This window comes from Tautonia sp. JC769 (assembly GCF_040717455.1).
Taxonomy (GTDB): Bacteria; Planctomycetota; Planctomycetia; order Isosphaerales; family Isosphaeraceae; genus Tautonia.
In genome coordinates this window covers 49,147-74,572 of sequence record NZ_JBFEFH010000011.1, presented here as the reverse complement: position 1 = coordinate 74,572, position 25,426 = coordinate 49,147, and the positions used below count along the sequence as shown (strand labels likewise).

Annotated in this window: 19 protein-coding genes; 4 read left to right on the top strand and 15 right to left on the bottom strand. The window is 69.7% G+C overall.

The features are described 5' to 3' along the window. Positions 1 to 141: 141 nt before the first annotated feature. The 3 genes from AB1L88_RS13055 to AB1L88_RS13045 all read right to left on the bottom strand — a co-directional run bounded on the left by AB1L88_RS13055 (position 142) and on the right by AB1L88_RS13045 (position 3,484). A complete protein-coding gene (locus AB1L88_RS13055) occupies positions 142 to 1,389 on the bottom strand; it encodes an aminotransferase class I/II-fold pyridoxal phosphate-dependent enzyme (RefSeq protein WP_367097107.1) in 1,248 nt (415 codons plus the stop codon). Between the two features lie 193 nt (positions 1,390 to 1,582). Next, the gene (locus AB1L88_RS13050; protein ID WP_367097106.1) at positions 1,583 to 2,302 is read right to left on the bottom strand and encodes a manganese catalase family protein; all 720 of its coding nucleotides are present in this window, start codon (positions 2,300 to 2,302) and stop codon (positions 1,583 to 1,585) included. Between the two features lie 108 nt (positions 2,303 to 2,410). Continuing rightward, a complete protein-coding gene (locus AB1L88_RS13045) occupies positions 2,411 to 3,484 on the bottom strand; it encodes an NAD-dependent epimerase/dehydratase family protein (protein ID WP_367097105.1) in 1,074 nt (357 codons plus the stop codon). A 307-nt stretch (positions 3,485 to 3,791) separates the two neighbouring features. Here AB1L88_RS13045 and AB1L88_RS13040 point away from each other — a divergent pair, with 307 nt between their 5' ends. Further along, the gene (locus AB1L88_RS13040; protein ID WP_367097104.1) at positions 3,792 to 4,967 is read left to right on the top strand and encodes a glycosyltransferase family 4 protein; all 1,176 of its coding nucleotides are present in this window, start codon (positions 3,792 to 3,794) and stop codon (positions 4,965 to 4,967) included. Positions 4,968 to 5,015: 48 nt separating this feature from the next. Here the strand turns inward: AB1L88_RS13040 and AB1L88_RS13035 are convergent, their stop codons facing one another. Both AB1L88_RS13035 and AB1L88_RS13030 read right to left on the bottom strand, forming a co-directional pair. Then, a complete protein-coding gene (locus AB1L88_RS13035; RefSeq protein ID WP_367097103.1) occupies positions 5,016 to 6,746 on the bottom strand; it encodes a hypothetical protein in 1,731 nt (576 codons plus the stop codon). A gap of 176 nt (positions 6,747 to 6,922) precedes the next feature. Further along, the gene (locus AB1L88_RS13030; RefSeq protein WP_367097102.1) at positions 6,923 to 7,456 is read right to left on the bottom strand and encodes a cyclic nucleotide-binding domain-containing protein; all 534 of its coding nucleotides are present in this window, start codon (positions 7,454 to 7,456) and stop codon (positions 6,923 to 6,925) included. Between the two features lie 469 nt (positions 7,457 to 7,925). Here AB1L88_RS13030 and AB1L88_RS13025 point away from each other — a divergent pair, with 469 nt between their 5' ends. Next, complete coding sequence (locus AB1L88_RS13025; RefSeq protein WP_367097101.1) at positions 7,926 to 9,206, top strand: hypothetical protein; 1,281 nt, start codon at positions 7,926 to 7,928, stop codon at positions 9,204 to 9,206. A 125-nt stretch (positions 9,207 to 9,331) separates the two neighbouring features. Here AB1L88_RS13025 and AB1L88_RS13020 read toward each other — a convergent pair whose 3' ends face one another. The 3 genes from AB1L88_RS13020 to AB1L88_RS13010 all read right to left on the bottom strand — a co-directional run bounded on the left by AB1L88_RS13020 (position 9,332) and on the right by AB1L88_RS13010 (position 13,672). Continuing rightward, positions 9,332 to 10,513 (bottom strand): DegT/DnrJ/EryC1/StrS family aminotransferase, encoded by a 1,182-nt coding sequence (locus tag AB1L88_RS13020; protein WP_367097100.1) that lies wholly within the window; start codon positions 10,511 to 10,513, stop codon positions 9,332 to 9,334. Positions 10,514 to 10,724: 211 nt separating this feature from the next. Beyond that, entirely contained in the window at positions 10,725 to 12,320 is a 1,596-nt protein-coding gene (locus tag AB1L88_RS13015; protein ID WP_367097099.1) for a calcineurin-like phosphoesterase family protein, read from the bottom strand. A gap of 221 nt (positions 12,321 to 12,541) precedes the next feature. Next, complete coding sequence (locus AB1L88_RS13010) at positions 12,542 to 13,672, bottom strand: hypothetical protein (RefSeq protein ID WP_367097098.1); 1,131 nt, start codon at positions 13,670 to 13,672, stop codon at positions 12,542 to 12,544. A gap of 319 nt (positions 13,673 to 13,991) precedes the next feature. On the opposite strand from AB1L88_RS13010, the gene AB1L88_RS13005 reads away from it, so the two are divergent. Beyond that, positions 13,992 to 14,381 (top strand): VOC family protein, encoded by a 390-nt coding sequence (locus AB1L88_RS13005; protein ID WP_367097097.1) that lies wholly within the window; start codon positions 13,992 to 13,994, stop codon positions 14,379 to 14,381. Positions 14,382 to 14,566: 185 nt separating this feature from the next. Next, complete coding sequence (locus AB1L88_RS13000; RefSeq protein ID WP_367097096.1) at positions 14,567 to 14,845, top strand: hypothetical protein; 279 nt, start codon at positions 14,567 to 14,569, stop codon at positions 14,843 to 14,845. 29 nt (positions 14,846 to 14,874) lie between these two features. Here the strand turns inward: AB1L88_RS13000 and AB1L88_RS12995 are convergent, their stop codons facing one another. The 7 genes from AB1L88_RS12995 to AB1L88_RS12965 form a co-directional block, all read right to left on the bottom strand. Then, positions 14,875 to 15,489, bottom strand: coding sequence for a DUF3365 domain-containing protein (locus tag AB1L88_RS12995; protein WP_367097095.1), 615 nt, complete (start codon positions 15,487 to 15,489; stop codon positions 14,875 to 14,877). A gap of 155 nt (positions 15,490 to 15,644) precedes the next feature. Continuing rightward, the gene (locus tag AB1L88_RS12990; RefSeq protein WP_367097094.1) at positions 15,645 to 17,066 is read right to left on the bottom strand and encodes a DUF1501 domain-containing protein; all 1,422 of its coding nucleotides are present in this window, start codon (positions 17,064 to 17,066) and stop codon (positions 15,645 to 15,647) included. 482 nt (positions 17,067 to 17,548) lie between these two features. Next, positions 17,549 to 20,452, bottom strand: coding sequence for a PSD1 and planctomycete cytochrome C domain-containing protein (locus AB1L88_RS12985; RefSeq protein ID WP_367097093.1), 2,904 nt, complete (start codon positions 20,450 to 20,452; stop codon positions 17,549 to 17,551). 329 nt (positions 20,453 to 20,781) lie between these two features. After that, the gene (locus AB1L88_RS12980) at positions 20,782 to 21,444 is read right to left on the bottom strand and encodes a hypothetical protein (protein ID WP_367097092.1); all 663 of its coding nucleotides are present in this window, start codon (positions 21,442 to 21,444) and stop codon (positions 20,782 to 20,784) included. A 131-nt stretch (positions 21,445 to 21,575) separates the two neighbouring features. Beyond that, on the bottom strand, positions 21,576 to 23,378 hold the full coding sequence (plsY, locus tag AB1L88_RS12975) for a glycerol-3-phosphate 1-O-acyltransferase PlsY (protein WP_367097091.1): 1,803 nt from the start codon (positions 23,376 to 23,378) through the stop codon (positions 21,576 to 21,578). An 8-nt stretch (positions 23,379 to 23,386) separates the two neighbouring features. Further along, complete coding sequence (locus AB1L88_RS12970; RefSeq protein ID WP_367097090.1) at positions 23,387 to 24,133, bottom strand: sugar phosphate nucleotidyltransferase; 747 nt, start codon at positions 24,131 to 24,133, stop codon at positions 23,387 to 23,389. A gap of 43 nt (positions 24,134 to 24,176) precedes the next feature. After that, entirely contained in the window at positions 24,177 to 25,418 is a 1,242-nt protein-coding gene (locus AB1L88_RS12965) for a glycosyltransferase family 4 protein (protein WP_367097089.1), read from the bottom strand. Positions 25,419 to 25,426 lie beyond the last annotated feature (8 nt).

Here is a 25,426-nt window from a genome sequence, read left to right as displayed (position 1 = left end):
GCTGTGCGGGCCTCCCGGTGCGGGGGAGGTCCGCACAGCGGACCCTACAAGGCTGCAGGAGGGGGCTCCGTCCCCCGATCCGGACTCCAAGACCAAACGGAAACGGCTCCAGAGAATGCGATAGCAGACACCGGCCGAGGCTCACGCCTCTTTCGACTCGGTCCGCAGGCATCGGGTCATCTGCCGGACGGCCTGGCGGAGGCGCTGGTCGTTCTCGACGAGGGCAAGCCGGAGGAACCCCTCGCCGGCGTCGCCGAACCCACGGCCGGGGCTGACGGCGACGTCGGCCTCCTCGATGAGCTTCATGGCCAGGTCGATCGAGCCCATCCGCGACCGCCACGGCTCGGGGATCGGCGCCCAGACGAACATCCCCGCCTTCGGCCTCGGGACGTTCCAGCCCTGCCGGTTCAAGCCCTCGACCAGCACGTCGCGCCGCTTCTGGTATTCGAGCACCTGGGCCCGTCTGGCCTCCTCGCCGTGCCGGAGCGCCACGATCGCCGCGATCTGCACCGCCTGGAACAGGCCGTAATCGTAATACCCCTTGATGGATTTCAACGCGTTGATCATCGCCCGGTTGCCCGCGGCGAATCCCACGCGCCAGCCGGCCATGTTGTACCCCTTCGACATCGTCGTGAACTCGCAGCCGACGTCCTTGGCCCCCTTCGCCGACAGGAAGCTGGGCGGCTCGTAGCCGTCGAAGCCGATGTCGCCGTAGGCGAAGTCGTGGATCACCGCGAAGTGGAAGCGGCGGGCCAGGGAGACGATCTCCTCGAAGAAGGCCGTCTCGACCACCGTGGCCGTCGGGTTGTGCGGGTAGTTCAGGATCAGGACCTTCGGCCTCGGGTACAGATGCGTGCACATCTGGGCCACATTGGCCAGGAATTGCCCGGGATCGGTGATGTCCAGCGCAATCACATTCGCATTCGCCAGGGCGACGGCGTGGGCGTGGATCGGGAAGGTCGGCGCCGGGGCCAGCGCCGTGTCGCCGGGGCCGAGCAGGGCCAGGCACATGTGGCTGAACCCCTCCTTCGAGCCGATCGTGGTGACGATCTCCTCGTCCGGGTCGAGCGTCACGCCGAAACGCACCTCGTACCGCTTGGCCACCTCGCGGCGGAGGTTGTCGATCCCCTGGGCGACGCTGTAGCGGTGGTTCCGGGCGTCCCGGGCCGCCTCGCAGAGCTTGTCCACGACCCACGACTCGGGCGGGTCGGTCGGGTTGCCCATCCCCAGGTCGATCACGTCGTCGCCGGCCCTCCGCTTCTGGGCCTTCAGCGCGTTGATCTTCCCGAACAGGTACGGCGGCAGGTTCCTCACCCGCGCCGACACCTCGATCGGCATCGGCCCGAGGGCCTCGGACGTCTGGGACGGGTCGGGGGTATCGTTCAGCATGGGGGGACGGCCTGTCAGACCAACATCGAGCTTCGGCGATCACTCCACCATCGTAACCAAAGTGCCAACTGTTGGAACACTCGGGAACTCCGGGAAATCGCCCCTGCAACGAACTGAGGGCGGCGAACCGGTTCGGGTTCGCCGCCCTCGAAGGATTGGCATTCGGCAGCAGGGGAGTCATCCCGGAAGAGGCTCAGCCCTTCGGGCCTTCGACCTTCGAGCGGAGCGCCTCGTCGGGGTTGTCCATGAACTGCCACTGGCCCTCGTTCCAGGGGCCGCGCTCGTCGGTGCCGAGGCCGACATCCCCCTGGCCGTCGTCGGAGAGGTTGTAGTAGGTGTTCAGCTCGGTCTCGGGTTCGAGTTCCCCCTCGAACTCCTTGCCGAGGCTCTGCAAGGCCATCTGGAACATCTTCTGGTGCGAGATCTCGCGGGCCATCAGATAGGTCAGGGTTTCCTTGCAGCCGGGGTCGTCGGTCAGGTTGATGAGCCGCTCGTAGGCCATCTTCGCGCCGGCCTCGGCCGAGATGTTGTGCTTCAGGTCGGCCACGGGGTCGCCCGACGAGCGGATCCAGTCGCTCGTCCAGGCGTTGCCCATCGAGTCGAGGAAGTGAGGGCCCTTGCCCATGACCGAGAACAGGGTGTCCTCATACGCCTCCTCGCGCTCGGCCCCCTTGGTCAATTGCTCGACCATCAGGCCGACCATCTCCAGGTGGCCGATCTCCTCGGTCGCGACATCCATGAGCAGGTCGCGGATCCCCTTGTGATCGCAGCCGAAGCTCTGGACGAAGTACTCGGTCATGGCGGTGAATTCGCCCGATCGGCCGCCGAACTGCTCCAGCAGCTTCTGGGCGAACTTCACGTTCACCTCGCCGACCTTGACCGGGAACAGCGGGCGCTTGCGATGTACGAACATTTGAGAAACCTCCTCGGCGGTACGGGCGGACTGGCCGGTTGCACGGGGGATGCCCAGTGCAACCGGCATGCCGAGAATGATTCCTCCTGCTCCTTGCCCCAGGCCGTCTCAGCCCGCCTTGGCGGTGGTGGCGACCGGGCGTAGCCGGTGCAGGGTCTGGAAGACGTCGTCGACGATGTCGTCGAGGCTGAAGGTCAGCTCCCAGTCGGGGTAGTGCGAGCGGAACTTGCGCAGGTCGGTCATGTAGCAGATGTGGTCGCCGACCCGGTTGGTCTCCTCGTACGTCTGGGGGATCGTCCGGCCGGCGAGCTGCCCGAAGCGGTCGAGCAATTCCAGGAGGCTCGCCGCGTTCCCTCGGCCGCCGCCGAGGTTGTAGACCTCGCCGGGCCTCGGGTCGCGGTAGAAGGCCTCGAAGGCCCGGGCGACGTCCTCGCTGTGGATCTGGTCGCGGACCTGCTTCCCCTTGTAGCCGATGACGTTGTAGGTCCCGCCGTTCATCGCCACGCGGGCCATGTAGGCCAGGAACCCGTGCAGCGGAACCGCGCTGTGGAACGGACCCGTCAGGCAGCCGCCGCGGAAGACGCCGGTCTTCAGGCCGAAGTAGCGGCCGTATTCCTGGGTCATGATGTCGCCGGCCAGCTTGCTGCAGCCGAAGAGGCTGTGCGTGCTGCGGTCGGTCCGGCAGTCTTCCGCCACGCCTTCGTAGTCCTCGGGCCGGGCGTAGTCGTAGCGGGTCGGCAGCTCGACCAAGGGGAGCTCGTTCGGCGCGTCGCCGTAGACCTTGTTCGTGCTCATGAGGATGAACACGGCCTCGGGGGCGTGCAGGCGGGTGGCCTCGAGCAGGTTCAGGGTGCCGACGGCGTTGACGTCGAAGTCGTCGAACGGCCGGAACTTGGCCAGGTCGTGCGACGGCTGGGCGGCGCAGTGGAGGATCAGGTCGGGCCGGGTGTCCTCGATCACCTTGAGCATCGCCCCCCGGTCTCGGATGTCGAGGCTCCGATGCTCGAAGTTGTCGCACGATTCCCGGAGGTTGCGGAGGGTCCAGGAGGTATCGCCGTCGGGCCCGAAGAAGTCGGCCCGCATGTTGTTGTCGATACCGTAGACGGCGTCGGCCTTGGCGTCGAAGTAACGAACGGCCTCCGAGCCGATCAAGCCGCTGCTGCCGGTCACGAGCACTTTCATGATGTCTTTTGCCCTCGTGGCAACGTGCCGCCGGCGCTGCGGGGACAGGCCGGCGTCGATCCTTCGTGGTCGTCCCTTGGGTGTCGGTCCGGGCGATCGAGTCGAGGCGGAGATGCCCGGTTGCGTCGGGGATGGTAGCCCGATCGGCCGGGGCTGGCAAGGCCATTCGGACCGGATCTCCGGCAGTGATTGGGCTTCCCCCCCGGCCGGGCGGTCCTTTATCATCGGCGGCACGCCCCGGCCCGGTGCCGACCGGCCGGGGCGACTCACGGATGAATCGACACCCGGGCAAGGAGGTCCCCGAACGATGCGCATCTTGATGGTCACCTCGTTCCCGATCGTCGGGCAGACCGACGGCACGGCCATGCTGGCAATTCAAGTCTTCCGGGCCTTGAAGCGCCGGGGGCTGGACGTGGCCCATGCATATTTGAAGCTCCGGAGGCCCTGGGACGTGCCGTTCGAGGGGGAGTTCGAAGGCTCACCCTCGTTCACCCTGACCCCGTCGCGCTGGATCGGCGGGATGGCCGAGATCCGCAGGCGGTTCCCGTTCGACCTCATCCACGCCGAGCATTACGGCGGCGCGACGCGGGCACTGGCCGCCTGCGAACTCCACAAGTGGCCATTGATCTACTCGATCCACTCGTTGCTGGGCGAGGAGGTCGAGCGCGATCGCCTGGGCCGCGGCCTGGTCTTCCGGACCTACCGGACCCTGGAGCGCCGGGTCTGCCGGTATGCAAGTGGGGTGGTCGTGCTCGGCCACGGCGTCAAGAAGATTGTGGTCGAGGAGAAGGGGGTGCCGAGCGACCGGGTGGCGGTGATCCACCCGGGGGTGAACCTGGCCGACTACGCCCCCGGCCCGCCGGCGGAGATCCCCGGCATCGAGCCCGGGCACAAGGTGGTGATGTACGTCGGCAACATCCGAGACCCGAACCAGGGGGTGCCGATCCTCATCGACAGCTTCCCCCGCGTGGCCGAGGCCGTGCCCGAGGCCCGTTGCGTGCTCGTCGGCGGGCCGATCGAGGTCGGCGAGGCGTATCGGGCGCAGCTAGGGAAGTTTGGCGATCGCCTGATCGTCCTTCCGGGCAAGACCCCGGACGAGATCACCGCCCTGACCCGCCGGGCCGATGTGCTCGTCCACTCACGGCTCGCCTGCCGCGAGAACGACTCGGTGCAGACGAAGATGGCCGTCTACCTCGCCTCCGGCCGGCCGATCGTGGCGACGAACTACGGCGACTATCAGCATATTTTGGGCGACACCGGCGCCGGCCTGCTGACGCCGGTCGACCCCGACGCCCTGGCCGACGGCATCACCGAGGTCATCACCGACGCGAACCTCGCCTCCCGCCTCGCCGCCGCGACCCGACCGGCCGCGGAGGAATACATCTGCATGGACCGGAACGTCGATCGTTACCTGGCCCTTTATGAGACGGCGCTTCGGCTCGGCCCGCGACGGCGGGCGAACAAGGCCGGGGCGATCGCGTGACCGGAGCGTTCCCGGCCCATCGGGGGACAGCCGGCGGCGGCTGTCCCTTCAGGACTCCGATCGGCCCTGCTCGGTCAGGAGACGCTCGGCCATCCGGGAGAGGAGCCGTTCGCGGCCGGGGGAGAGTTCGAACGTCTCGGGAGGCCGGGTCGATCGCTCGATCAGGCGGTCGGGGATCGGGGCGGGCAACCCCTTCGGGCCGTCGGCCGAGCGGCGGAGCGGGGGGGGATCGGTCGTGCCGAGGCGGTCGAAGCGGTCGAGCGTCTCGGGCCGGACCTGATCCCAACCGGGCCGGACGGCCAGGCGGCCGAGCGGCAGGAGCGGGTAGAAGTTGTTCCAGGGGCCCCGACCGGCCGGGACGATGCCGCGGGCGATCACCCGGTAGTGGCCCCGGGGAAGCTCATCGGTGGTGATCGACCAGGAGCCGTCGTCGGCCGCGGTCGTCTCGCCGAGTGCCTGGAAGTCGCCGCCGGGGACCGTCTGGGTCATCAGGCGGATCGTCCCGCCGGGGGCGGCCGTGCCGGAGTAGGTGGGGGCGACGGTCGCCGATCGGGTCAGGTCCCCCCGGGTCCGATCGGTCGGGGATGCCAGGAGTCGGCCGGTCAAGGCGGTCGGGTTGACGAAGGTGCCCCCCTCGGCCAGGGTCGGCACGACGTTGAGGTAGTACCAGGTCTGCACCCCGGTGGTCCCCGTGTGGGCCATGCCGGGGCCGGTCAGGTCGCTGTACTGCGCCCGGCCGACGACCGGGGCCTGTCCCCAGAGGTTGCTGCTCCAGGCCTGGCCGTCGAACTCGACCGGGGTGTGCTGGTAATAGACCTCGGCCTCGGCGACGTAGTCGGGGATGGTGACGAACGGGTCGCCCGCCATCCATTGATAGGCCGAGGTGACGTGCTTGGTGAGCCAGCCTTCGAGGTCCCGGGTGTAGCTGCCCTGGCCCGGCGCCCCGTTGCTGGCGGCATGGGGGTCGAGCATGGTGGCCCGGGTGAACCCGGCCGCAAGCTGCGGCGTGATGAGCTTCTCCAGGGTCAGGAGGGCCGCGCTGTTGACGACCGTCCCCTGGCTGTGGCCGATCAGGTGCAGGTCGATCGGCTCGTCCTCGGGGAAGAGGGTCGAGGCGTGCAGGACGATGTTGGCGAGCCTCGCCCCTTGCTTCGAGGCCGCGCCGGGCGTGCGGCTCTCGCCGGCCCAGGTGAAGGTCATGACCGCGTCGTAGCCGATGGCTCGCAGCTCGTCGCTCAGCTGGGCCGCCCAGGCCGGCGGATAGGAACTGGTCTGCACCCCCCCGTGCGTCACGACGCCGAGCACCCGCTTGCGGAACCCGGCGCCGTTGTTGGAGGTGTCGGCCTCGTCGAGAACGCCCGAAGGGTCGGCGACGGCGATCACGAACGGCCGGGCCGGGGTGGGCCGGAGACCTCCGGCGATGGTCACACGCTCGGTCGCGGAGACGACCTCCGAGCCGTCCCCCTCGACCGTGACCCGGGCCGACCCGACCCGGAGGTCCTGGCCCGGGTCGAACCGCTCGTCGGCCGACCGGAAGATCCCGAGGTCGATGGTCCGTCGCGCACCATCGGCCAGCCCCCGGACCTCGAATTGCAGGTCGACCACCTGAGAATCGGGGGTCGAGGCCGATCGGACCGCCACGTCGAACCCGTCGGCGGAGAGGAGTTCCCGGGGTTCGAGGCGGTCGATCGCGGGCAGGGCGGGCGCCTGGTGATGGCGGCCGGAATCGCTGCCTCGAAGTCGGGAGGTCCGGCGTCCGATCCATCGCGCGAGGCTCATGCGTGACTCCTTCGGCGACCATCGGCCGGCCCGAGGCGCGGGCGGGACGCGTCCGATGATTCCGCCCGTAGGGGATCGATCGATCCGAGGGGTGGCGACGAGTCGAATCGCCGGACCGGCCCGGACGCCCTCCGGGCAATCGGAGCGATCGGCAAAGTCGGCCGAAGCCCGGCGGTTCAGAGCGTCGACTCGCCGAAGAGGCGGGCCCGGAAGCTCTCCCACTCCGTCGCCTCTCGCTGGGGATCGGGCTGCCGGGCGACCAGTTCGGCGATCCGCCGGTCGATCAGGTCGAAGTGCCCGGCGAGCACGCGGATGGCGGCCGCGGCCAGTTGCTCGGAGGTCCGGGGGTCGTCCTCGCGGAGCCGTTCGTGGGCCTGGCGACCCAGGACGAGGTAGTGCAGGTCGGTCTCGGCGACGACCGTGACGAGCTGGGGCTTGCGCTGGAAGTAGGAGATCTCGCCGAATGAGGTGGGGGCGTGTAGGTCGACCAGGCGTTCCTCGTGCCCGTCGGACATGACCCGAGTGACGGCGACCGTCCCCTCGATGAGGAAGTGGATGCGGTCGTTCGGCTCCCCTTGCCTGAGCAGGACCGTGCCCGAGGGGGAGCGGTACTCCTCCAACACCTGGAGCAGGCTCCGGCGGGCGTTCGGGTCGAGGTCCGAGAGGAACGAGGCGTGGAGGAATCGTTCGGCGGCGTCTTGAGAGACCATCCGACTTGCTCTCCTCGTTGCCTGGCTGGGGCTTCGGGAGGGAGGCGTGTCCCGACCGAGAGTCGCCTCTGCCCGCCTTGCACCAGAGTCGAAAGAAAACGTCCCGGCAGGTCCGATCGAGACGCACGGGCCGGGGCCCATCCTAACCGGAGTGTGCCGGGTAGGGGAACGCGAGGTTTGCCGGGGGAGAGCCCGGCGAGGCGCCTCGACCCGATCGGGGGGGACGGAACTTCCTGCCCCCGGGATCGTTGCGGGCGGAGAGGGTGTCGACCGTCGGCGTTGGATCGAGACCGAGGGTCCGGTCCTGACGACCGTGGCGGTCGTAGCCGGTCGGCCCGGGATCGCCCCCGGGGTTCGGGCAACCGGGGGGTCGGCCGGGGCCGATGATGAGGGGTGTTCCGAAGCGGGCGAGAAGGAGTCCGTCCGGGTCTGTCTTGATTGAAGTGCGGCAACGGCGGAGGGAGTCGCCATGCGTCTCGGCCCATCGTGTGCCCTGGGGGGAGTCTGCTTGATTCTGATGGCGTCCGGCTGTGCGGGCCCGGCGCGTCGGGAGGGGCTGGCCGTCTCCGGGGCAGGCAGTTTTCCGGCCCGGCTCTTGCGCCCGGCCGACCCGATCGCCCGCCTGAGCCCCGCGCCGCTCTCGGCGGGCCCGATGAGCGATCCGGGTTCGTACACCACGGCCGGGGTGCCGCAGATGGCCCGCCTGGGCCAGGGATCGGGGACAGGCCCGGCCGGCGGGCCCTTGACGGTCGGCGGCGGCCAGCTCGCCGGCCGAGGGGACACGCCCTCGGCCGCGCCCCGGGGCGGAGGAGGAGGGCGAAGCCAGGGTCCGGCCGATCGCCCCGCGACGCAGATGGCCCGGACGGCGCCCCCGCGGAATCAGGACGCCCCGACCGATCGCCCGAGGCGGCCGTCGGACGCGGGCGGCGGCTTGCTCGCCCGGCTGAACGCTCGGGCCGAGGAACCGCAATCGACTCCGACGCAGGCTCCGGCTCCAATACGGGTCGACCGCCCGGATCGGGTCGCGGAGCGGGCCGAAGACCGGGGGGTGCCGCCCCGATCCGACGATCCGAACCCGAGGGTTGTGGAGAATCGGTCGCCCCTGATCGACCCGGATCCGGAAGACGCGGTCCCAATCCTGGCGGCGGGGATCGACCTGGAGACCTACGCGGCGCCGCCGCAGGTCTCGGCCGATCCGGAGGCCCAGCTTGCCTCGACCCGAAGGCCGGTGTCGGCCCTGCGACACGCCCGGGAGGCGATCCGATCCGGCTCGGCCCCGGATCCGGCCCCGGATCCTGAACCTGATCCGGCCCCGGAGGCGGAGGAGGCACCCGAGGGACCGGCTTCGAGGCCGATCGACGCCGCCATCCCGGACCTGCCGGACGTGTTCCCGGACGACCCGTTCGCCTCGGATTCGGCCGACCCGTTCCAGGGACTCGAGCCCAGGGCACCCGCCCGAGCGGACGAGGCCGTTCGCCCGAGTTCGGTCCGGCCGGAGGAGCGGCCGACCAACCCCGCGCCAAGCTGGGTCGACCGGCGAGCGGTTCCGGCCGATCCCTCGGCTTCGCTGTTCGAGCCGACCCGGTTGTCGGACCGCCTGGGGATGCGGATGCAGCGGCTCCGCGATCGCCTGACGCCGAAGGGGCTGCGATCGGTCGAGGATCGAGCGGCGGTCGAGGAGGGTCCGGAGGAGGCGAAGGGCGGTTTCCCTCGACTCTTCCGGAGGCATCGCGACGGCCTGGATCGTTGAGCCGAAAGGACCCGGCGGGGCAAGGCGTCGCCGGGCTTGAGGTCTCTTGACGCGGGATCGGAGCGTCCGGGTTCCCGGGGGAAACCGGGGCCGGACGCTCGATCGCGTCGCAAGGGTCGGACGGCTCAGGCGGCGTGTTCGCGGCGGGTCGGGAGCAAGCCGGCCGACCGGTAGGCGTCGGCGATGACCCCGACGACGTGCCGGAGCGCCTCGCGGGACAGCTCGGGGTAGATCGGCAGGGCGATCGTCTCGTGGGCGGCGGCCTCGGAGATGGGGAAGTCGCCGGGCCGGCCGCCGAGCGAGGCGAAGCACTCCTGCAGGTGCAGGGGGATCGGGTAGTAGATCTCGGTCCCGACCCGGGCCTCGGCCAGGGTGGCGCGGAGCCGGTCGCGGAGCGCCGGGTCGACCCGGATGACGAACTGGTTGTAGACGTGGATCCGCCTGGATTGCTCGACCGGGAGGGTGATCAGGGCACCCAGGCCGGCCTCGTCGAACAGGTCGCGATAGGTCTCGGCCACGGCCCGACGGCCGGCGGTCCAGGCGTCGAGGTGGCGGAGCTTGACGCGGATCACCGCGGCCTGGAAGGCGTCGAGCCGGGAGTTCAGGCCGACCTCGGAATGGTAGTACTTCGGTTCCATGCCGTGGACGCGGAGCCGGGCCATCCGGGAGGCGAGCTCGGGGTCGTTCGTGGTGATCATGCCGCCGTCGCCGAAGCCGCCGAGGTTCTTCGACGGGTAGAAGCTGAAGGCCGAGGCGTGGCCGAGCACGCCGGCCCGCTTCCCCTTGTAGCCGGCGCCGATGGCCTGGGCGGCGTCCTCGAGGACCATCAGCCCGTGCTCGGCGGCGATGGCGTTGATCGGGTCCATGTCGGCCGCCTGGCCGTAGAGGTGGACCGGGATGATGGCCTTGGTCTTCGGGGTGATGGCGGCGGCGAGGCGGTCGGGGTCGAGGTTGTAGGTGACCGGGTCGATGTCGACGAAGACCGGCCTCGCCCCCAGCCGCCAGATGACCCCGGCGGTGGCGAAGAAGGTGAACGGGGTGGTGATCACCTCGTCACCCGGGCCGATCCCCCAGGCCATCAGGGGCAGGAGCAGGGCATCGGTCCCCGAGGCGCAGCCGACGGCGTGCGACGCCCCGCAGTAGGCAGCCAGCTCGGCTTCGAGGGCTGCGACGTTCGGCCCGAGGACGAACATCTGGCTTTCCAGGAGTTCCTGGACGATCGGTTCGACCTCGTCTCGGATGGTCCGGTACTGGGCCTTCAGGTCGAGTGCCGGCACGCTCAAGGGCTCGGCGGCGGGACGGTTCATCGGCGTTCCACTCCTTCGGCGTCCCCGGGCGCTCCGGCCCGGGACCCCCTTCCTCGGGGGAATCGCTCGCCCGGGGAGGGTAGTCGGGACGGTCATGGTCGTCAAGGCAACTCGCCGCATCCTCGGGCCGAAGGGGAGGATTTTGTGAGGGAAGCCCGAAGGGGGCCGTCGGGATCGGCCCCCCGGGCCAGGGAGCAGAGTACGAAGGGGCTCATTCGATCCGGAGGGATCGGATGTCCTCGTAGGTCTTGCCGAACATGTCGGTGGTCCGGACGCGGAGGGCGTGGGTGCCCGGCTCGGGGTTCGCGGGGAGGGTGCCGCGCCAGATGTGGGGCGAGGTGATGACGTTCGGCAGGCGGCGGCCAGGGGGAGGGGTCTCGCCCTCCTCGAGGGCCTTCATGCGGAGGTAGTAGGGGTCCTCGACGGCGGCGTGTTCCAGGGGGGTCCAGGTCCCGGAGTCGCCGAAGGACATCTCGACGGTCGATCGCTCGGAGCCGGCGAAGACGTTGACGAGGACCTCGGTCGATCCGGCCTCGGCCGATGGAACGACCTCGGGGGTGAAGATGGTCATCTGGTGGGTGGCCGGCTGGCGGGCGGCGCGGAACTCGATGTCGTAATTCTGGCCGTCGAAGGTGAAGACCGAGTAGCCGTTCGGGGCGCCGTCGCGCATGGTCGTGTGGGGGATGCCCAGCTCGTTCGGGGCGCCGCCCCACCAGCTGCCGCAGGTGGTGACGTTGATGACGTGGTGGTGCGGCTCGGCGCCGTGGAAGTCGTCGTCCTCACCGATGAAGACGTGTTCCTGATAGTGGGTGTGGGCCGAGACGGACAGGGCGAACGGCCGCTGCTCGATCAGGCGGTACAGCTCGTGACGGTCCTCGACGTTGACCAAGGGGATGTGCATCATCAGGACGACCAGTTGATCCTCGGGGATCATGGCCAGGTCGTTGCGGATGAACTCCATCTGGCGCTCGCCGAGGCCCCCTTTGTAGCGCCCCCGGCCGCCGTCGTCGGGGAGGTACCACATGATGTCGTCGAGCACCATGAAGTGGACCGGGCCGTGGTCGAACGAGTAGTACGAGGGGCCGTAGATGCGTTCGAACGTCTCGTCCGAGAGGTCGTCGTGCAGGGCGTCCTGGTTGGTGTCGTGGTTGCCGATGACGTTGTACCAGGGGAGGCCGAGCAGGGCGATCGCCCGGTTCAGGGGTTGCATGACCGAGAGGTCGTCGAAGACGATGTCGCCGAGCGTGACGCCGAAGGAGGCGTCGGTCCCCTCGGCGAGGATCGGCTCGATGATGTCGTGGGCGATGTACTCGACCTCCTTCACATCCCTCGGCTGGGTGTCGCCGAAGAAGAGGGCGCGGAAGACCTCCGGCTCGGCCTGGGGGTGCAAGGGGAAGTCGACCGAGTCGGGCAGGGGGCCGGTCGGCTCGACGCCGGGGAAGCGCGACTCGGGGGACCCGGCCGGCTTGTGGATGTAGTAGAACTGGGGCAGGTTGTCCTCGTTCAGGGGGGTCATCCAGCCTCGGGGCTTGAGCACGAAGAGGATCGTGTCGTCGTCGATCGGCAGCTCGTAGCGGCCGTCGGCGTCGGTCTTGACGATGGCTCGGCCGTTGGAGACCTTGACGTCGGCGATGCCCTCCTCGTCGTCGCCGCGGAGGCCGTCGCCGTCGCGGTCGTGGAAGACGACGCCGGTGGCGGTCGGCTGGGCGTCGGACGCGGTGTCGTCGTCGTCGGCGCGGAGGGCGGGGGCCAGTAGCGCGGGCAGGGCGAGGATCACGGTGAACCGGGCGAGTGGCAGGATGGTCACGGAGCACTCCTGAAGGGGGGGCGATGCGGTGTGATTCCGGGCACGAGGTTCAGGCCGGGGCGTCCCGTTCGAAGTCGCCTCGGGGCCAGGGCCAGGCCGGATCGTACCACGATTCGATGAGGATCGCATGATCGCCGGATGTTGGATCGGCGCGGACGGCGAACCCTCCCGGATCGTCGGATCGGCATGAGAGACGCATCGCCATCGGTTCGGGGCGAGGATCACGGGGATTCCGGGCCGCGTTCCGGGCGTCGAGGCGGGGAAGTCGGCCGATCCATCGGCCCGGTTGAGGGGGTCGAGGCGGTGCGGTCGGGCGCGGTGCGCTCGATGGTGCGCCCCTCGGTGCGCCGTTCGGGGGCGGCAGAGGGGTCAGCCGGGGTATTGCGGATTTCGTTTAGAGGCTGAGGGTTACGGCGATTGTCGGGCGAGGAATCGGGACCGGGAGGGGGTTCGTTTCGGGATTCGGGGGTGGGAGGGACGTAGGCGGGGCGGTCGGCGTGCTGCGATCGAGAGGCGTCCATGATCTTCGCCTCGCGGGCGTGAGCTTTGGAACGCTCGGCGCGGAGGCGGTCGAGGGCGTGCAGCGACTTGTGGAAGTCGCGGAAGGCCTCGCGGCGGTAGCGCTGGCGGAGCTGGCCGTCCTTGCTCGTATCGACCATCGAGGCGGTCTCGACGGCGGCGGCCTCGGGGGCGTCGATGTCGTCCCAGACGATCGGGCGGAGGGTTTCGAGCCGGGCGATCTGATCGTCGAGCAGGGAACGGAGTTGATCGAGGGCGGAGGGGTTGCCGGGGGTCTCGGTCGCGGGCTGGAAGAGTTTCGGGAAGGAGGCGGCGGTCAGGCACCAGACGAGGCCGGCGGGGCTGGTGCGGTCGCTCGGGGGGGAGGGTTCGTGTCCGAGCAGGTTCATGGCGCTGAGCAAGTCCTGGGCGGTCCAGGGCGTGGCGGCGTCGAGCCGGGCGCGGAGGTGCCGCCAGTGGCGGAGCATCCAGTCGATGCCGAAGGCGGTCTCGAGCAGGTCGGCGACGACGGCCTCGGGTTCACGTTTCAAGTCCTGGGCGCGGCGGCGGACGGCGTGTTGCTTGCGCTCGCGCCAGTCGCGCAGCGCCTGCTGGCGGCCGGGCTTGAGGCGGGCTTCTTCGGCCTCGACGCAGCGCAAATAACGGACGTATTCGATGGCGGCGGAGGCGACGAGGGCCTCCTCAGGCGGGGTCTCGGGCATGGACTTGCTCGTCCAACTCGCGACGATCACTTCCATGCGCTCGCGTTCCTCGGCGTCGAGGGGGCGCCTGGCGGTCAGGCCGTGGGTGGTGGCGTTGGCGGACGGGTCGGCGGGGAGGGGGTGCGGGTCCATGGGAGTTCGATTCGCCTCGATGAAGTGGTGCGTGGTGCGAAGGTGTGCGGGTCGATCGAGCGCAGGCTCATCCTGATATCATCGGGGCGAAGGGGAGGCTTAAGCACAATTTCCGGGGAAATTTCCCGGCGGGGAGTTTTGAGCCACGGATGGAACACGGATGGAACACGAGGAGGGACGGGTGGGGCCGAGCGATCGGGGTCGTGATGGGACGAGCGGTCGGGGTGGCTTACGCCACGCTGTGGTGATTCCTGGTATCCTTGGGGCGAATTCTCGGCGGGCTGTTCAGCGAAACTGGGTGGTCAGGCGGCGGAGGGCGATGAGGTACGGCAGCACAGTCCTGTTTGTCGATGACGTCCCGGCGATCCTTGAGTTTTATCGGCGGGCGTTCGGCTTCGAGACGCGGTTCTACGACGACGACTACGAGTTTGGCGAACTCGACGCGGGGGGGACGGTCCTGGGGTTCGGCTCACACCGCTGCGGGGAACGGATGATGCCCGGTGGCTACTCGCGTCCCGAAGGTGGCCACCCGTCGGGGGTCGAGGTCGCGTTCTTGACGACAGAGGTCTCGGCGGCCTTCGAACGTGCCATCGGGGCGGGGGCGGTGCCCGTGGCGGAGCCGAAGGTGATGCCCTGGGGTCAGACGGTCGCGTATGTCCGCAGCATCGAGGGCACGATTATCGGGTTTTGCACGCCGCTGGAACGGTAACCGCGACCCGGAACAACTACGGCCTGTCGCCGAGGCGGCGGGAGGTACCAGTGGCTCGCCGCCAGGGATTCATCGGGTCAGGCATTCCGCGACACCCAGATCCCCTCGCCGCGCACGGGCCACCGGCGCAAACCGATCGATATATTCAACGTTGAGCATCAGCATCACGTCACGAGGGTTCAGGCATGGACTTCAAGGAGTTCGAGATTGCACTGTCCGAGAAGCTCGACCAGGTCGAGTCGGCAATCCGAGAACGGGGCATGGCCAGCCTGCAGGCCGAGGAATACTCACTCAGGTTGAAGGATGATTGTGAAGTCATTTATCCAGATGCTGCGAGCGACGAACAGCAGGCCCGAGCGGTTGATCTGATGTACCGGATGATCGAAGCGATCGATCCACCGGGCGTCGGGGACGAGGAAGCGCTTGCGGCGTTGCAAGAGGTCCGCACCAGGCTGAAGACGTAGGCAGCATCGGAGTTTGATGGAAGTGATGGTTAACGGTCATGTGGTGGTGTGGGTTCGGAGGAGGGTTTGACGACGAAGGCGCCGCGCTTGTCGCCGAGGGAGTAGCCGGTGGCGGAGTCGTCGGGGTAGAGGTCGGCGAGCAAGGGGGGGGCGTCGGGGTGGAGGATGTCGGGGGAACCGTGGCAGTTGAGGCATACGGATTCCTGGATGTAAATGGCACGCATGTAGGTGAGTGAGCCGTCGAGTTCGCCGACGAATTCGGGGGACTGGTCGGTGAGGCGGTCGAGGACGGAGCGCTCGGCGGGGGTGGGGGTGTTGGTAGCGGTGTTGCGGACGCGGGTGCCGATGCGGCGGATGGTCAGGCCGTCGGCGGAGGCGTCGGCGGCGATCGACGGGGCCTTCTCGGAGCAGACGGGGATGGCGAGGGCGGGGCCGCCCTCGGCCATGGCAGCGGAGAGCTCGCCTTTGAGGGATTCGGAGAAGGTCTTGGTGAGGGCGCGGGCGGATTGGCGGAAGGCGTCCGAGGCGGGGTCGGCGGCCGTCGAGGGGGGAGGGCCAGAGGCGGGGTCGGGCGCCGGGGCGCCGCACCCGGGTAGGAGGAAGAAGAGGGCAAGGGGGCAGAGGGCTTTCAGGGACGTGATCATTTCTGGCTTCATGTCAAGCACGCCTCTCTGGATGAAGGTGGGCAAATGGGCATGGCCGCGTTGGCGTGGGGGGTGATCGGCGGGCGATCGAGGCGTGACGGCAGGGCCACGAGGACGTGGGGGGGCATTCGCCGGATGGACGAAGGCAGGTGCGATCAGGACAGGATGGGATGGACGACGTGGCCGTGGACGTCGGTGAGGCGCATGTCCCGGCCGCTGAAGCGGTAGGTGAGGCGGGTGTGGTCGATGCCGAGGAGGTGGAGGATGGTGGCGTGGAGGTCGTAGATCTCGACCTTGTTTTCGATGGCGTGGTAGCCGTAGTCGTCGGTCGCGCCGTGGATGGTGCCCCCCTTGATGCCGCCGCCGGCGAGCCACATGGTGAAGCCGAAGGGGTTGTGGTCGCGGCCGTCGGTCCCCTGGGCCATGGGGGTGCGGCCGAACTCGCCGCCCCAGACGACGAGGGTGGAGTCGAGCAGGCCACGGGATTTGAGGTCGCGGAGCAGGGCGGCGATGGGCTGGTCGACGGCGCGGGCGTTGTCCTCGTGGCCTTTCTTGAGGTTCGAGTGCTGGTCCCAGCGGTCGTGGCCGAGGCTGGGGCAGGTCAGCTCGATGAAGCGGACCCCGCGCTCGACGAGGCGGCGGGCGAGCAGGCACTGGCGGGCGTAGGACCGGGTGCCGGGGTAGGGGGCGTCGAGGCCGTAGAGCCGGAGGGTGGCGGGGGACTCGCCGGAGAGGTCGGTCAGCTCGGGGACGGCGGATTGCATGCGGAAGGCGAGCTCGGCGTTGGCGATGGCGGATTCGATGGCGTCATGTTCACCAATCTGAGTGAGCAGGTCGCGATCCATCGATCGGATGAGGTCGAGCTTGCGGCGCTGGGCGTCGGGGGAGTCGTCGGCGGGGGCGATGTTGGCGAGGGGGCGGTCCCCGGACTTGAGGATCGAGGCCTGGTAGGAGGCGGAGAGGAAGCCGTTGCCGAAGCAGTCGAGGCCGCCGGGGGGGATGAGGCCGCCGTTGAGGACGACGAAGCCGGGGAGATTCTGGCTCTCGGAGCCGAGGCCGTAGGTGACCCACGAGCCGGCGCTGGGGCGGCCTTGCTGGCCGTGGCAGGTGTGGAGGAAGTAGTTGGCGTTGGTGTGTTCGGAGAAGTTGGAGACCATGGATCGGACGATCGCCAGGTCATCGACGCATGAGCCGACGTGGGGGAAGAGGTCGCTGACGGGGATGCCGCTCTCTCCCCGGCGGCGGAAGGCCCAGGGGGAGCCGAGGACGGCTCCGACGTCGTTGAACTGGGTGGGTTCGACGCGGGTCTGGATGGGTTTGCCGTGCTCTCGGGTGAGGCGGGGCTTGGGGTCGAAGGTGTCGACCTGGGAGGGGCCGCCGTCCATGTAGAGGAAGATGACGCTTTTGGCCTTCGGCGGGTGGTGGAGGGGGGAGGGGGAGGCGGTTTCGTGGGATGGGACGAGGAGGGAGCCGAAGGCGGAGTCGGTGAGGAGGGAGGTGAGGGCGAGTGCCCCGAAGCCGTTGGCGCCGCGGGAGAGGAGGGCTCGACGCGAGAGGGGGGATGGGAGGCGGCTCATGGCGGGGCTCCGGTCGGGTCGGCGGTCGGCGAGGGGAGAGCAAGGGGGATCGAGAGGCGAATCGGATCGTTAATGGCTCAAGCGTTTCGGGGTAGAGGGGTTGGGCTGGAGGTGGTGGGGGAAGGACGGGGACCCCTCACCCCGCGAGCGGGGAGAGGGAGCAACTTCAACCCTCGACCCCTTCGGGGGAGAGGGTGGCCGAAGGCCGGGTGAGGGGTGGAATTCGTTACGTTGTTTCGGCGTTTCGTGTAGGGTGTCGTCGAGTCCTCGAAGACGCACCTCCGGCCTTCGATCTCGGATCGGTGCGTCTTCGAGGACTCGACAGCACCCTACAAGACCTGCGAAGCGTTGCGTCCTGGCACAGGGCCCCTCTCCCGGATCGCGGGGAGAGGGGGAGGGGATGACCTGGCGGAGGCATGTGCGCGTGCCGATCAGTTTGCGTGGAGATGCGGAATGAGGACGCATGGGATTGGACATGTCATTTAGTCGAGATAAAGGAATTCCTTGGCGTTGAGGAGGGCGTGGCAGAGGTCGGCCCAGGAGGAGGAGGATCGGAAGGCGAGGGCGCGGGAGCGTTCGGCGGGCGTGGGGGGGCGGGAGAAGGCGGAGAGGTAAAGGGAGTCGACGATGGTTTCGGGGGCGAGGGAGGGGTCGTCGGTGGCGCGAGCGGCCCAGCGGCGGGCCTGGTCGAGGACGAAGGGGTCGTTCAAGAGGGCGAGGGCCTGGGCGGGGACGTTGGACACGTCGCGCCGGCCGCGGGTGGTGGCGGGGTTGGGGAAGTCGAAGGCGAGGAGGAAGGGGGAGAGGAAGTTGCGGCGGATGCTGAGATAGAGGGTCCGGCGCCCGTCACCGTCGAGCGGGCCGGACTCGCGGGGGCGGCCGCGGCCGTCCATGAAGGGGGTCAGGTGGGTGGGGACGCTCGGGCCGAAGAGGGCGGGGTCGAGGCGGCCGGAGAGGGCGAGCATGGTGTCGCGCAGGGATTCGGCGTCGAGGCGGCGGAGGTTGGCGCGATGGAGGAGGAGGTTGTCGGGGTCGATGGCGTCGGCCTCGGATCGGGGGCGGCTGGACATCTGATAAGCAGACGAGGTCATGATGAGGCGGTGCATGTGCTTGATCGACCATCCGGAGCGGATGAACTCGGAGGCGAGCCAGTCGAGCAACTCGGGGTGCGAGGGGGGGGTGCCCATCACGCCGAAGTCGTCGGGGGAGGCGACCAGGCCGCGGCCGAAGTGGTGCGCCCAGAGGCGGTTGACCAGGACGCGGGCGGTCAGGGGGTTGGCGGGGTCGGCGACGCGGCGGGCGAGGGAGAGGCGGTCGGGGGCGTCGGTCCCGAGGACTTCGAGGAACCCGCGCGGGGCGACCGCCCCGAGGTTCTTCGCGCTGCCCCGGATGTGGATCGGCACGTCGATGCCGGTGCCGTCGGCGGCGGCGAGGGCGAGGGTGGGGGGGGGAAGCTGGTCGGCGATCTCGCGGTAGCGGCGGATGAGGGAGGAGGCGTCGTCGGAGTGTGAGGAGATCGGAACGCGATTTCGGATCGGGCCCGACGAGGCGATGGGGGGGATGACTGGCGGCTCGCGGTGGTCGGAGGTGAGGATGTGGCCGACGGCGAGGTAGCCGTCGCCGGGGATCAAGGAGGAGGTGGCGCCGGTGTAGTCGGACGAGGCGCCGTCGGCCAGTTCGAGGTAGGCGAGGTGGCCGAGCCACATGGAGGCGTCGAGCGTGAGCCAGCGGGGGTCGTCGCCGTGGTCGACGGCGCGGGTGAGGCCACCGTAGATGGGGCTCCGGATCTTCTCGAAGCCGTCAATCACGAGATTGACACGTCCAGCAGTCCCGGCGACCAGGAGGTGAACATAGGGCTGAGTGATGGTGAACGTCTTCGAGCGGAGGACCCCCACCAGGCCGGGGGCGATGGCGCCGCTGTGGGCCCAGCCGGGGGAAAGGTGCAGGAGGTTGCCGTCGGCATCGACCGTCACGTCGCCGGGGCGGGTGGGGCGGGGGCCGAAGGCGTGCCCGGAGGGGAACCACGAGGCGAAGCCGGGGCCGGAGAAGTCGTCGAAGAGGGTGTCGCCGTCGCGAGGGGGGGGGGACGGGGCACGGGTCGGCCGGGGGGGATCGACCTCGGCGGCGAGGGCGGCGCGGAGGGCGTCGAGCTCGGCGAGGGGGGCGTCGAAGACCTCGGGGGCGTCGATGACGGCGTACTGGTGGCGGGTGCTCTGCAGGTGGCCGGCCAGGGAGTAATAGTCTCGGGTGGTGATGGCGTCGAACTTGTGGTCGTGGCATCGGGCGCAAGCGACGGTCAGGCCGAGGAACGTCTTGCTGAGGACGTCGATCTGATTATCGACTCGTGTGCGCATTTCCTCGGTGATGTCGACGGGGGAGTGGGTCCCCTCGGCGAAGAAGTAGGACATGGTGCCGAGGATCGATTCGTTGGTGCCGGTGTCGGGGTGGCGGCGGGGGGCGTCGAGCAGGTCGCCGGCGAGGTGTTCAATGATGAATTGATCGAAGGGGACGTCGTCGTTGAAGGCGCGGATGACGTAGTCGCGGTAGCGGTGGGCGGTGAGGATGTCGTAATCGAACTCGTGGCCGGAGGTCTCGGCGAAGCGGACGAGGTCGAGCCAGTGGCGGGCCCAGCGCTCGCCGTAGCGGGGGGATTCGAGGAGGCGGTCGACGAGGCGATCGAAGGCGTCGGGCCGGTCGTCGGCGAGAAAGGCGCGGAGATCTTCGGGGGTCGGGGGCAGGCCGGTCAGGGCGAAGGCGGCGCGACGGGCGAGGGTGTGGGGCTCGGCCTCGGGAGACGGTTCGAGCCCTTCGGCTTCGAGACGGGCGAGGAGGAAGCGGTCGATCGGGTTGCGGGGCCAGTCGGACTGCTCGACGGCGGGGACGGGGGGATCGGCGATCGGCTGGAGGCTCCAGTGCGAGGCCCGGGCGGCGAGGTCGAAGGTGTCGGAGGGGTCGGGGGAATCGGCGTCACCGCCGGGAGTGGCGTCGTCGGGCCAGGCGGCGCCGTGGGCGATCCAGTCGGTCAGGAGGGCGATCTCGGCGTCGGGGAGTTTGGACGAGGGGGGCATTTGCACGAATGAATCGTAGCGGATGGCCTCGACGAGGAGACTCGCGTCCGGGTCGCCGGGCTCGACGGGGGGGCCGGAATCGCCGCCGAGGTCGAAGACGGCGGCCCGGGTGTCGAGGCGGAGCCCCCCCTCGCGCTCGTCGGGTCCGTGGCAGGAGACGCAGCGCTCGACGAGGATGGGCCGGATGTGCGTCTCGAAGTAGGCGATCGAGCGGGGGTCGGTCGGGTCGTTGGCGTCCTGGGCGGGCAGGGATTGGGAGGCCGGAAGCAGGAGCACGAAGGGGATGAGGAGCCAGCGGGCGGGGAGGATCGGCTGCATCGGTCGGTGCCTCCGGCGCGGTCGGGCGGGCAGCAGACGCAACGCGGCAAGAGGTGCGCACGGCGTCGTGTTCAACATGAGTCCAGCATGACCGATCGGGCGGCGGTTGTCGAGTCGCAGCGAGGGAGGGGACGGGAGGGGACCGCGCGCAGAGACGCGGAGACGCAGAGAAGAGGAGATATAGAGGAGGGAGGGGAGGAGGACACTGTGCCGCCCCGGTTGGCGAGCAATCGCGGCCACCCGGGACGCATCAATCGAGGGTGGAAACGGGAGGAGGTCAAGACTTCGGTCCCGGTGGGTGGGGCGGGACCGACGAGCGGGGCGGGGGGTCAGGAGCGGATGAGGCCGATGACGCCACCGAGGACGACGAGGAGGGAGAGGACGACCCCCCAGAAGACGAGGGAGGCGCGCCAGTCGGGAGCGTCGGCGAGGGGTTCGGCGGGGTGGGGAGGGTCGTCCCCGTCGAGGTCGTCGTCATCTTCGTCGTCGTCGGCGGGGACGGACCAGGTCTGGGAGAGGATGATGCGGGCGTCCTGGGCGAGGGAGCGGGGGACCTGGAGGCGGATGCCGCCGGTGATGAGGTGGTAGCCGTGCGAGGCCATGCGGTGGCCCTCGATGAGGGTCGGAATCGCCTCGGCGTCGAGCCGGAGCCGGGCGGCCTCGGCCTGGTAGGGGAGGGGGAAGGATCCGACGGTGACCCAGTCGATCGCCTGGGCGTCGGAGACGGTGAGCAGGGGTTCGGGGGGCTCGGGGGCGAGCGGCAGGTCGTGCTTCGGGCAGGGGGACCCGGCGGCGAGCGGCCAGAAGGATTCGCAGACGGTGCAATAGCCCTGCGGTTGGAGGCGGTCGCCGCAGTCGGGGCAGAGGTCGGCGTGGTTCGCGCGTTTCGGGCGGGCGCAGCCGGGGCAGAATCGGGGGGGGTCGAGGCGGGGGCGACCCCGGAGCGCATCGCCGCCGGGGTCATCGAGCGTCCCGGGCCAGTCGTCCCGCATGGGTGATCCTCTCGGGGCGCGGGGCGAGCGGAGGAAGATGGAAGGGAGGCCCCGCAGGTCGGTCGCGATCCTCGTCGTCGCCTCCCAGTGTAGTCGGACGGGCCGGCGAAGGGTACCGCGGGGCCCGGCGATCAGCGCGCCGAGTGGTCGGGATCGGGCGGGGCGGCCGAGGCGAGGGCATCGGCCCCGAGGTCGCGGAAGGCGACGAGCCGGACGCCGCCGGAGCGGTCGGAGATGGCGAGCAAGCCCCGGTCGGCGCTGTAGGCGAGGCCGATGGGGATGATCGTGCCGAAGTTGAGCGGGCCCCGGAGTTCGAGCCGGCCGACGGCGCGACGGTTACGGCCGTGGACCAGTTCGAGGGCCGAGCCGTAGGGCAGGGTGGTGACGAGCAGGGGGCCCTCGGTGCCGGGGGGCTCGGGGATCAGGAGCGTCTCGCGCGTCGAATCGACGGGCATGAGGATTTCATCATCCTCGATGGGGGTGGGGGAGAGGTAGGGGACCTCTCGGGCGGCCAGGGGGACGCGGCCGGTGAGGGCGGGGGCGGCCGGGTCGGACAGGTCGATGCAGGCGATCGTCTGCGACCGGGCCAGGACGACGGCGGCGAACCGGCCGGAGTCGGAGAGGATGATCCGCTCGGGGTCGTCATCGGGTTCGAGGAAATCGAGCTGGGCGACGATCTGGTGTTCCTCGGTGGAGTCGCCGACCGCGACGACGGACAGGGCCGGGGCGGGCTTGCTGTCGTCGCCGCCTTCGGAGCGGCCGGAGGTGATGACGTAGGCGAAGTCGCCGTCGGGGCTGAAGGCGAAGTCGTCCGGGTCCCAGCCGACCCGGAACTTCGAGCCGAGGGGCTCGCCGTCGTGCGAGAAGGCTTCCCAGTAGCCGGCTTCGAGGTGGCGGTCGTCGGCCGTCGGGCGTTGCAGGACGAACAGGCGGTCCCCCTGCTCGTGGACGGCGACGGGCCGGCCGTGGAGGAGGAGGTCGTGCGTCATGGACACATTTTCATCCTCGTCGATCTGGAAGAGGACGAGGCGGTTGTAGCGCGGGCAGGCGACGACGAGCAGGCGGCCCTCATCGGCAAACGTGAGCGCACCGGCGCGTTGATGGCCGGTGCGGAAGCGGGCGACCTCGGCCAGCTCGGCCGAAGCGAGGCGGAGGGTCGGGGCGCGGCCGTCGGCGTCGAGCAGGGTGGAGGCGCCCAGCGTCGCCCCGCCGAGCAGGACGACCGCGAGCAGGACGACCGGCCAGGCGCGGCCGTCGCGGCGAGTCGGGTCCGTATCGTTGTCTTTCGCTTTGTCTTTGCCCTTGCCGAAGCTGACCTTCGACTCGGTGCCGGCGCGGATGCGGGCGAGATTCGATCGGTGGCGGTAGATCAGCATGAGATAGAGCACCACGATCAGGATCACGAGGGGATAATCCTGGGCGGCCGGCGGGGTCGAGTACCGGGAGAAGTGGACGACCACGAAGATCGTGCCGCCGAGGATCGAGGACATCGACACGTATCGGGTGATGACCAGGACGACGACGAAGGCGATGGCCGCGGCCAGGGCGGCGATCGGGTCAAGCGCGATGACCGCGCCGAGGCTGGTGGCCACCCCCTTGCCGCCCCGGAGGCGGAGGAAGGCGGAGAAGTTGTGCCCGAGGATCGCGGCCAGGGCGACCGGGACGGCCAGCACGGGGACCGCCCGGCCGGTCAATGCCTCGACCAGGGCGGAGAAGCCGAGGGTCGGCCCGAGCCCCTTGAGCAGGTCGAGGAGCATGACCAGGACGAAATAGCGGAATCCGAGGATGCGGCCGACGTTGGTGGCGCCGACGTTCCCGGAACCGACCGTGCGGATGTCGATCCCCTTCACCCCTTTGGCGACGAGGTAGCCGAAGGGGATCGAGCCGATGAGATACGCCAGCGCGACGGCCAGGGCGGAGAGGGCGAGGGTCATCGTCGGGGTCATCCGATCTTGAGCCGGGGTCGGTCGGGGAGGCCGAGGAACTCGGGGCGGCGGGCCTCGAACATCTCGTTGGCGGCGGCGTAGTCGTCGTGGCGGCCGATGTCGAGCCAGGTGCAGTCCTGGCGGAAGCAGTGGACGGGGTGGCCGGCGGCGCGCATCTGTTCGAGCAGGTCGGGCATGGTCAGCTCGCGTCCGGGGGCGAGGAAATCCCAGGCGACGGGGTCGAGCATATAAAGACCCATGCTCACCTGGAACGAGAATTCGGGCTTCTCGCGGTAGCCGGCCAGGACGTGCGGGTCGTTGGCGAATTCGAGCACGCCGAAGTCGATCCGGACCGTCCGGGGGAAGGAGGCGATGGTGGCCTTGGCCCCCTGCGAGCGGTGGAAGGCGGCCATGGCGGAGAAGTCGAGCGTGGTGAGGATGTCGCCGTTGAGGACGAGGACAGGTTCCTTGGGCCGGTCGACCATGACCAGGCCGCCCGCCGTGCCCAGCGGGGTGACCTCGCGCTGGTAGTCGATCGAGGTGCCGAAGCGGCGGCCGTTGCCGCAGAAGGCCTCGATCAACTCGGTGAGATATCCGGTGATGATGGTCACATCATGGAAGCCATGCCGCGAGAGCTGGCGGAGCACGACCTCCAGAATCGGCATCGGCTCGGCCTCGCCGAGGGGCATGAGCGGCTTCGGGAAGACGTGCGTGAAGGGCCGGAGCCGGGTCCCCTTGCCACCTGCCAGGACAATTGCCTGCATCCTTGCGAATCCTCCGTCGAGAGAACGGCCGGGCCTGGGAGAATCAGGCGGCGGCGGTGGATCGGGGTTGGGGTCGGGCCGTCGTCAACGTGCCCGGCGATCGCCGCGAGGCGGCGCGTTCGGCGGCCACCTCCTCGAACAGGGCGATCAGGCGATCGAGATGGACGTCGAACGATTGCGCCCGGCCCAGCTCGACCGCCGCCCGGGACATGGCCCGGCGGTGGGTGTCGTCGCAGAGGGCGTCGAGGGCATCGGCCAGGGCGGTCAGGTCGTCGGCCCGGGGGACGACGAACCCCTCGACGCCAGGGGTGATGACCTCGCCCGCGCCGTTGGTGGCGGTGGTGATGACCGGCAGGCCGCAGGCGAGGGCCTCGAAGACGACGAGCGAGCAGGGGTCGTAATAGCTGGGCAGGACGAAGGCATCGGCGCCGTGGAACGGCTCGCGGATGTCGCTCGCGAAGCCGATGAGGTGGACGGCGTCGCCCAGGCCGAGCGCCTCGACCTTGCGGCGGTACGGGGCGAGCTTCCCGCCGCCGCAGACGGCCAGGTGGACGGGCCGGGCGGAGGGGTGGCGATCGCGGCGGAGCCGGAGGGCGGAGAGCAGGGGGTCGAGCCCCTTGAGGCGGAAGTTGTGCGCCACGAAGAGGGCGACGAGGGCATCGTCGGGCAGCCCGAGCCGCGACCGGAAGGCGCGGCGGGCCGACGCGGGGTCGTCGACCCGGAGGCGGGCGGCGTCGATGGCGTTGGGGATGACCCGGATGCGATCGGCGGGGACGCGGTACTGCCGTTCCAGGTGCCCCTGGACGAACCTGCTGACGGCGACGACGCGGGCGCCGCGCCGGGGGTCGTACTGGCGGCGCTCGATGGAGCGGTAGAGCCAGTCCTTCGGGTTCGCCCGCTTGCTGAGGCGGTAGAGGGAGCGTCGCCACCCTTCGGGGAAGCGTCGGGAGTTGTGGTCGAGGCTGGCGGGGTGGATGCCCCCCTGGGGGATGATCACGTCGTGATGCCAGGTGTTGATGAATCCGACGGAGCAATCGAAGGTCGCCCGTTGGAGCGCGGCCTCGGAGTTTTTGCCGAAGCGGAGCATGCGGGCCCATCGGGTCGGGCCGGTCGCGGGGACGGGGACGATGCGGACCTCGGGCGGCACGGCCCCCTCGGCGCAGGAGGCGGTATAGAGGTCGACCCGGTGGCCGCGCTCGACGAGGCGTCGGCAGAGGTCGGCGACGTAGGTCTCGGCGCCCCCCTTGGACGGATCGACGCGCTGGTAGGTGATGGCGAGATGCATGGGGGTCT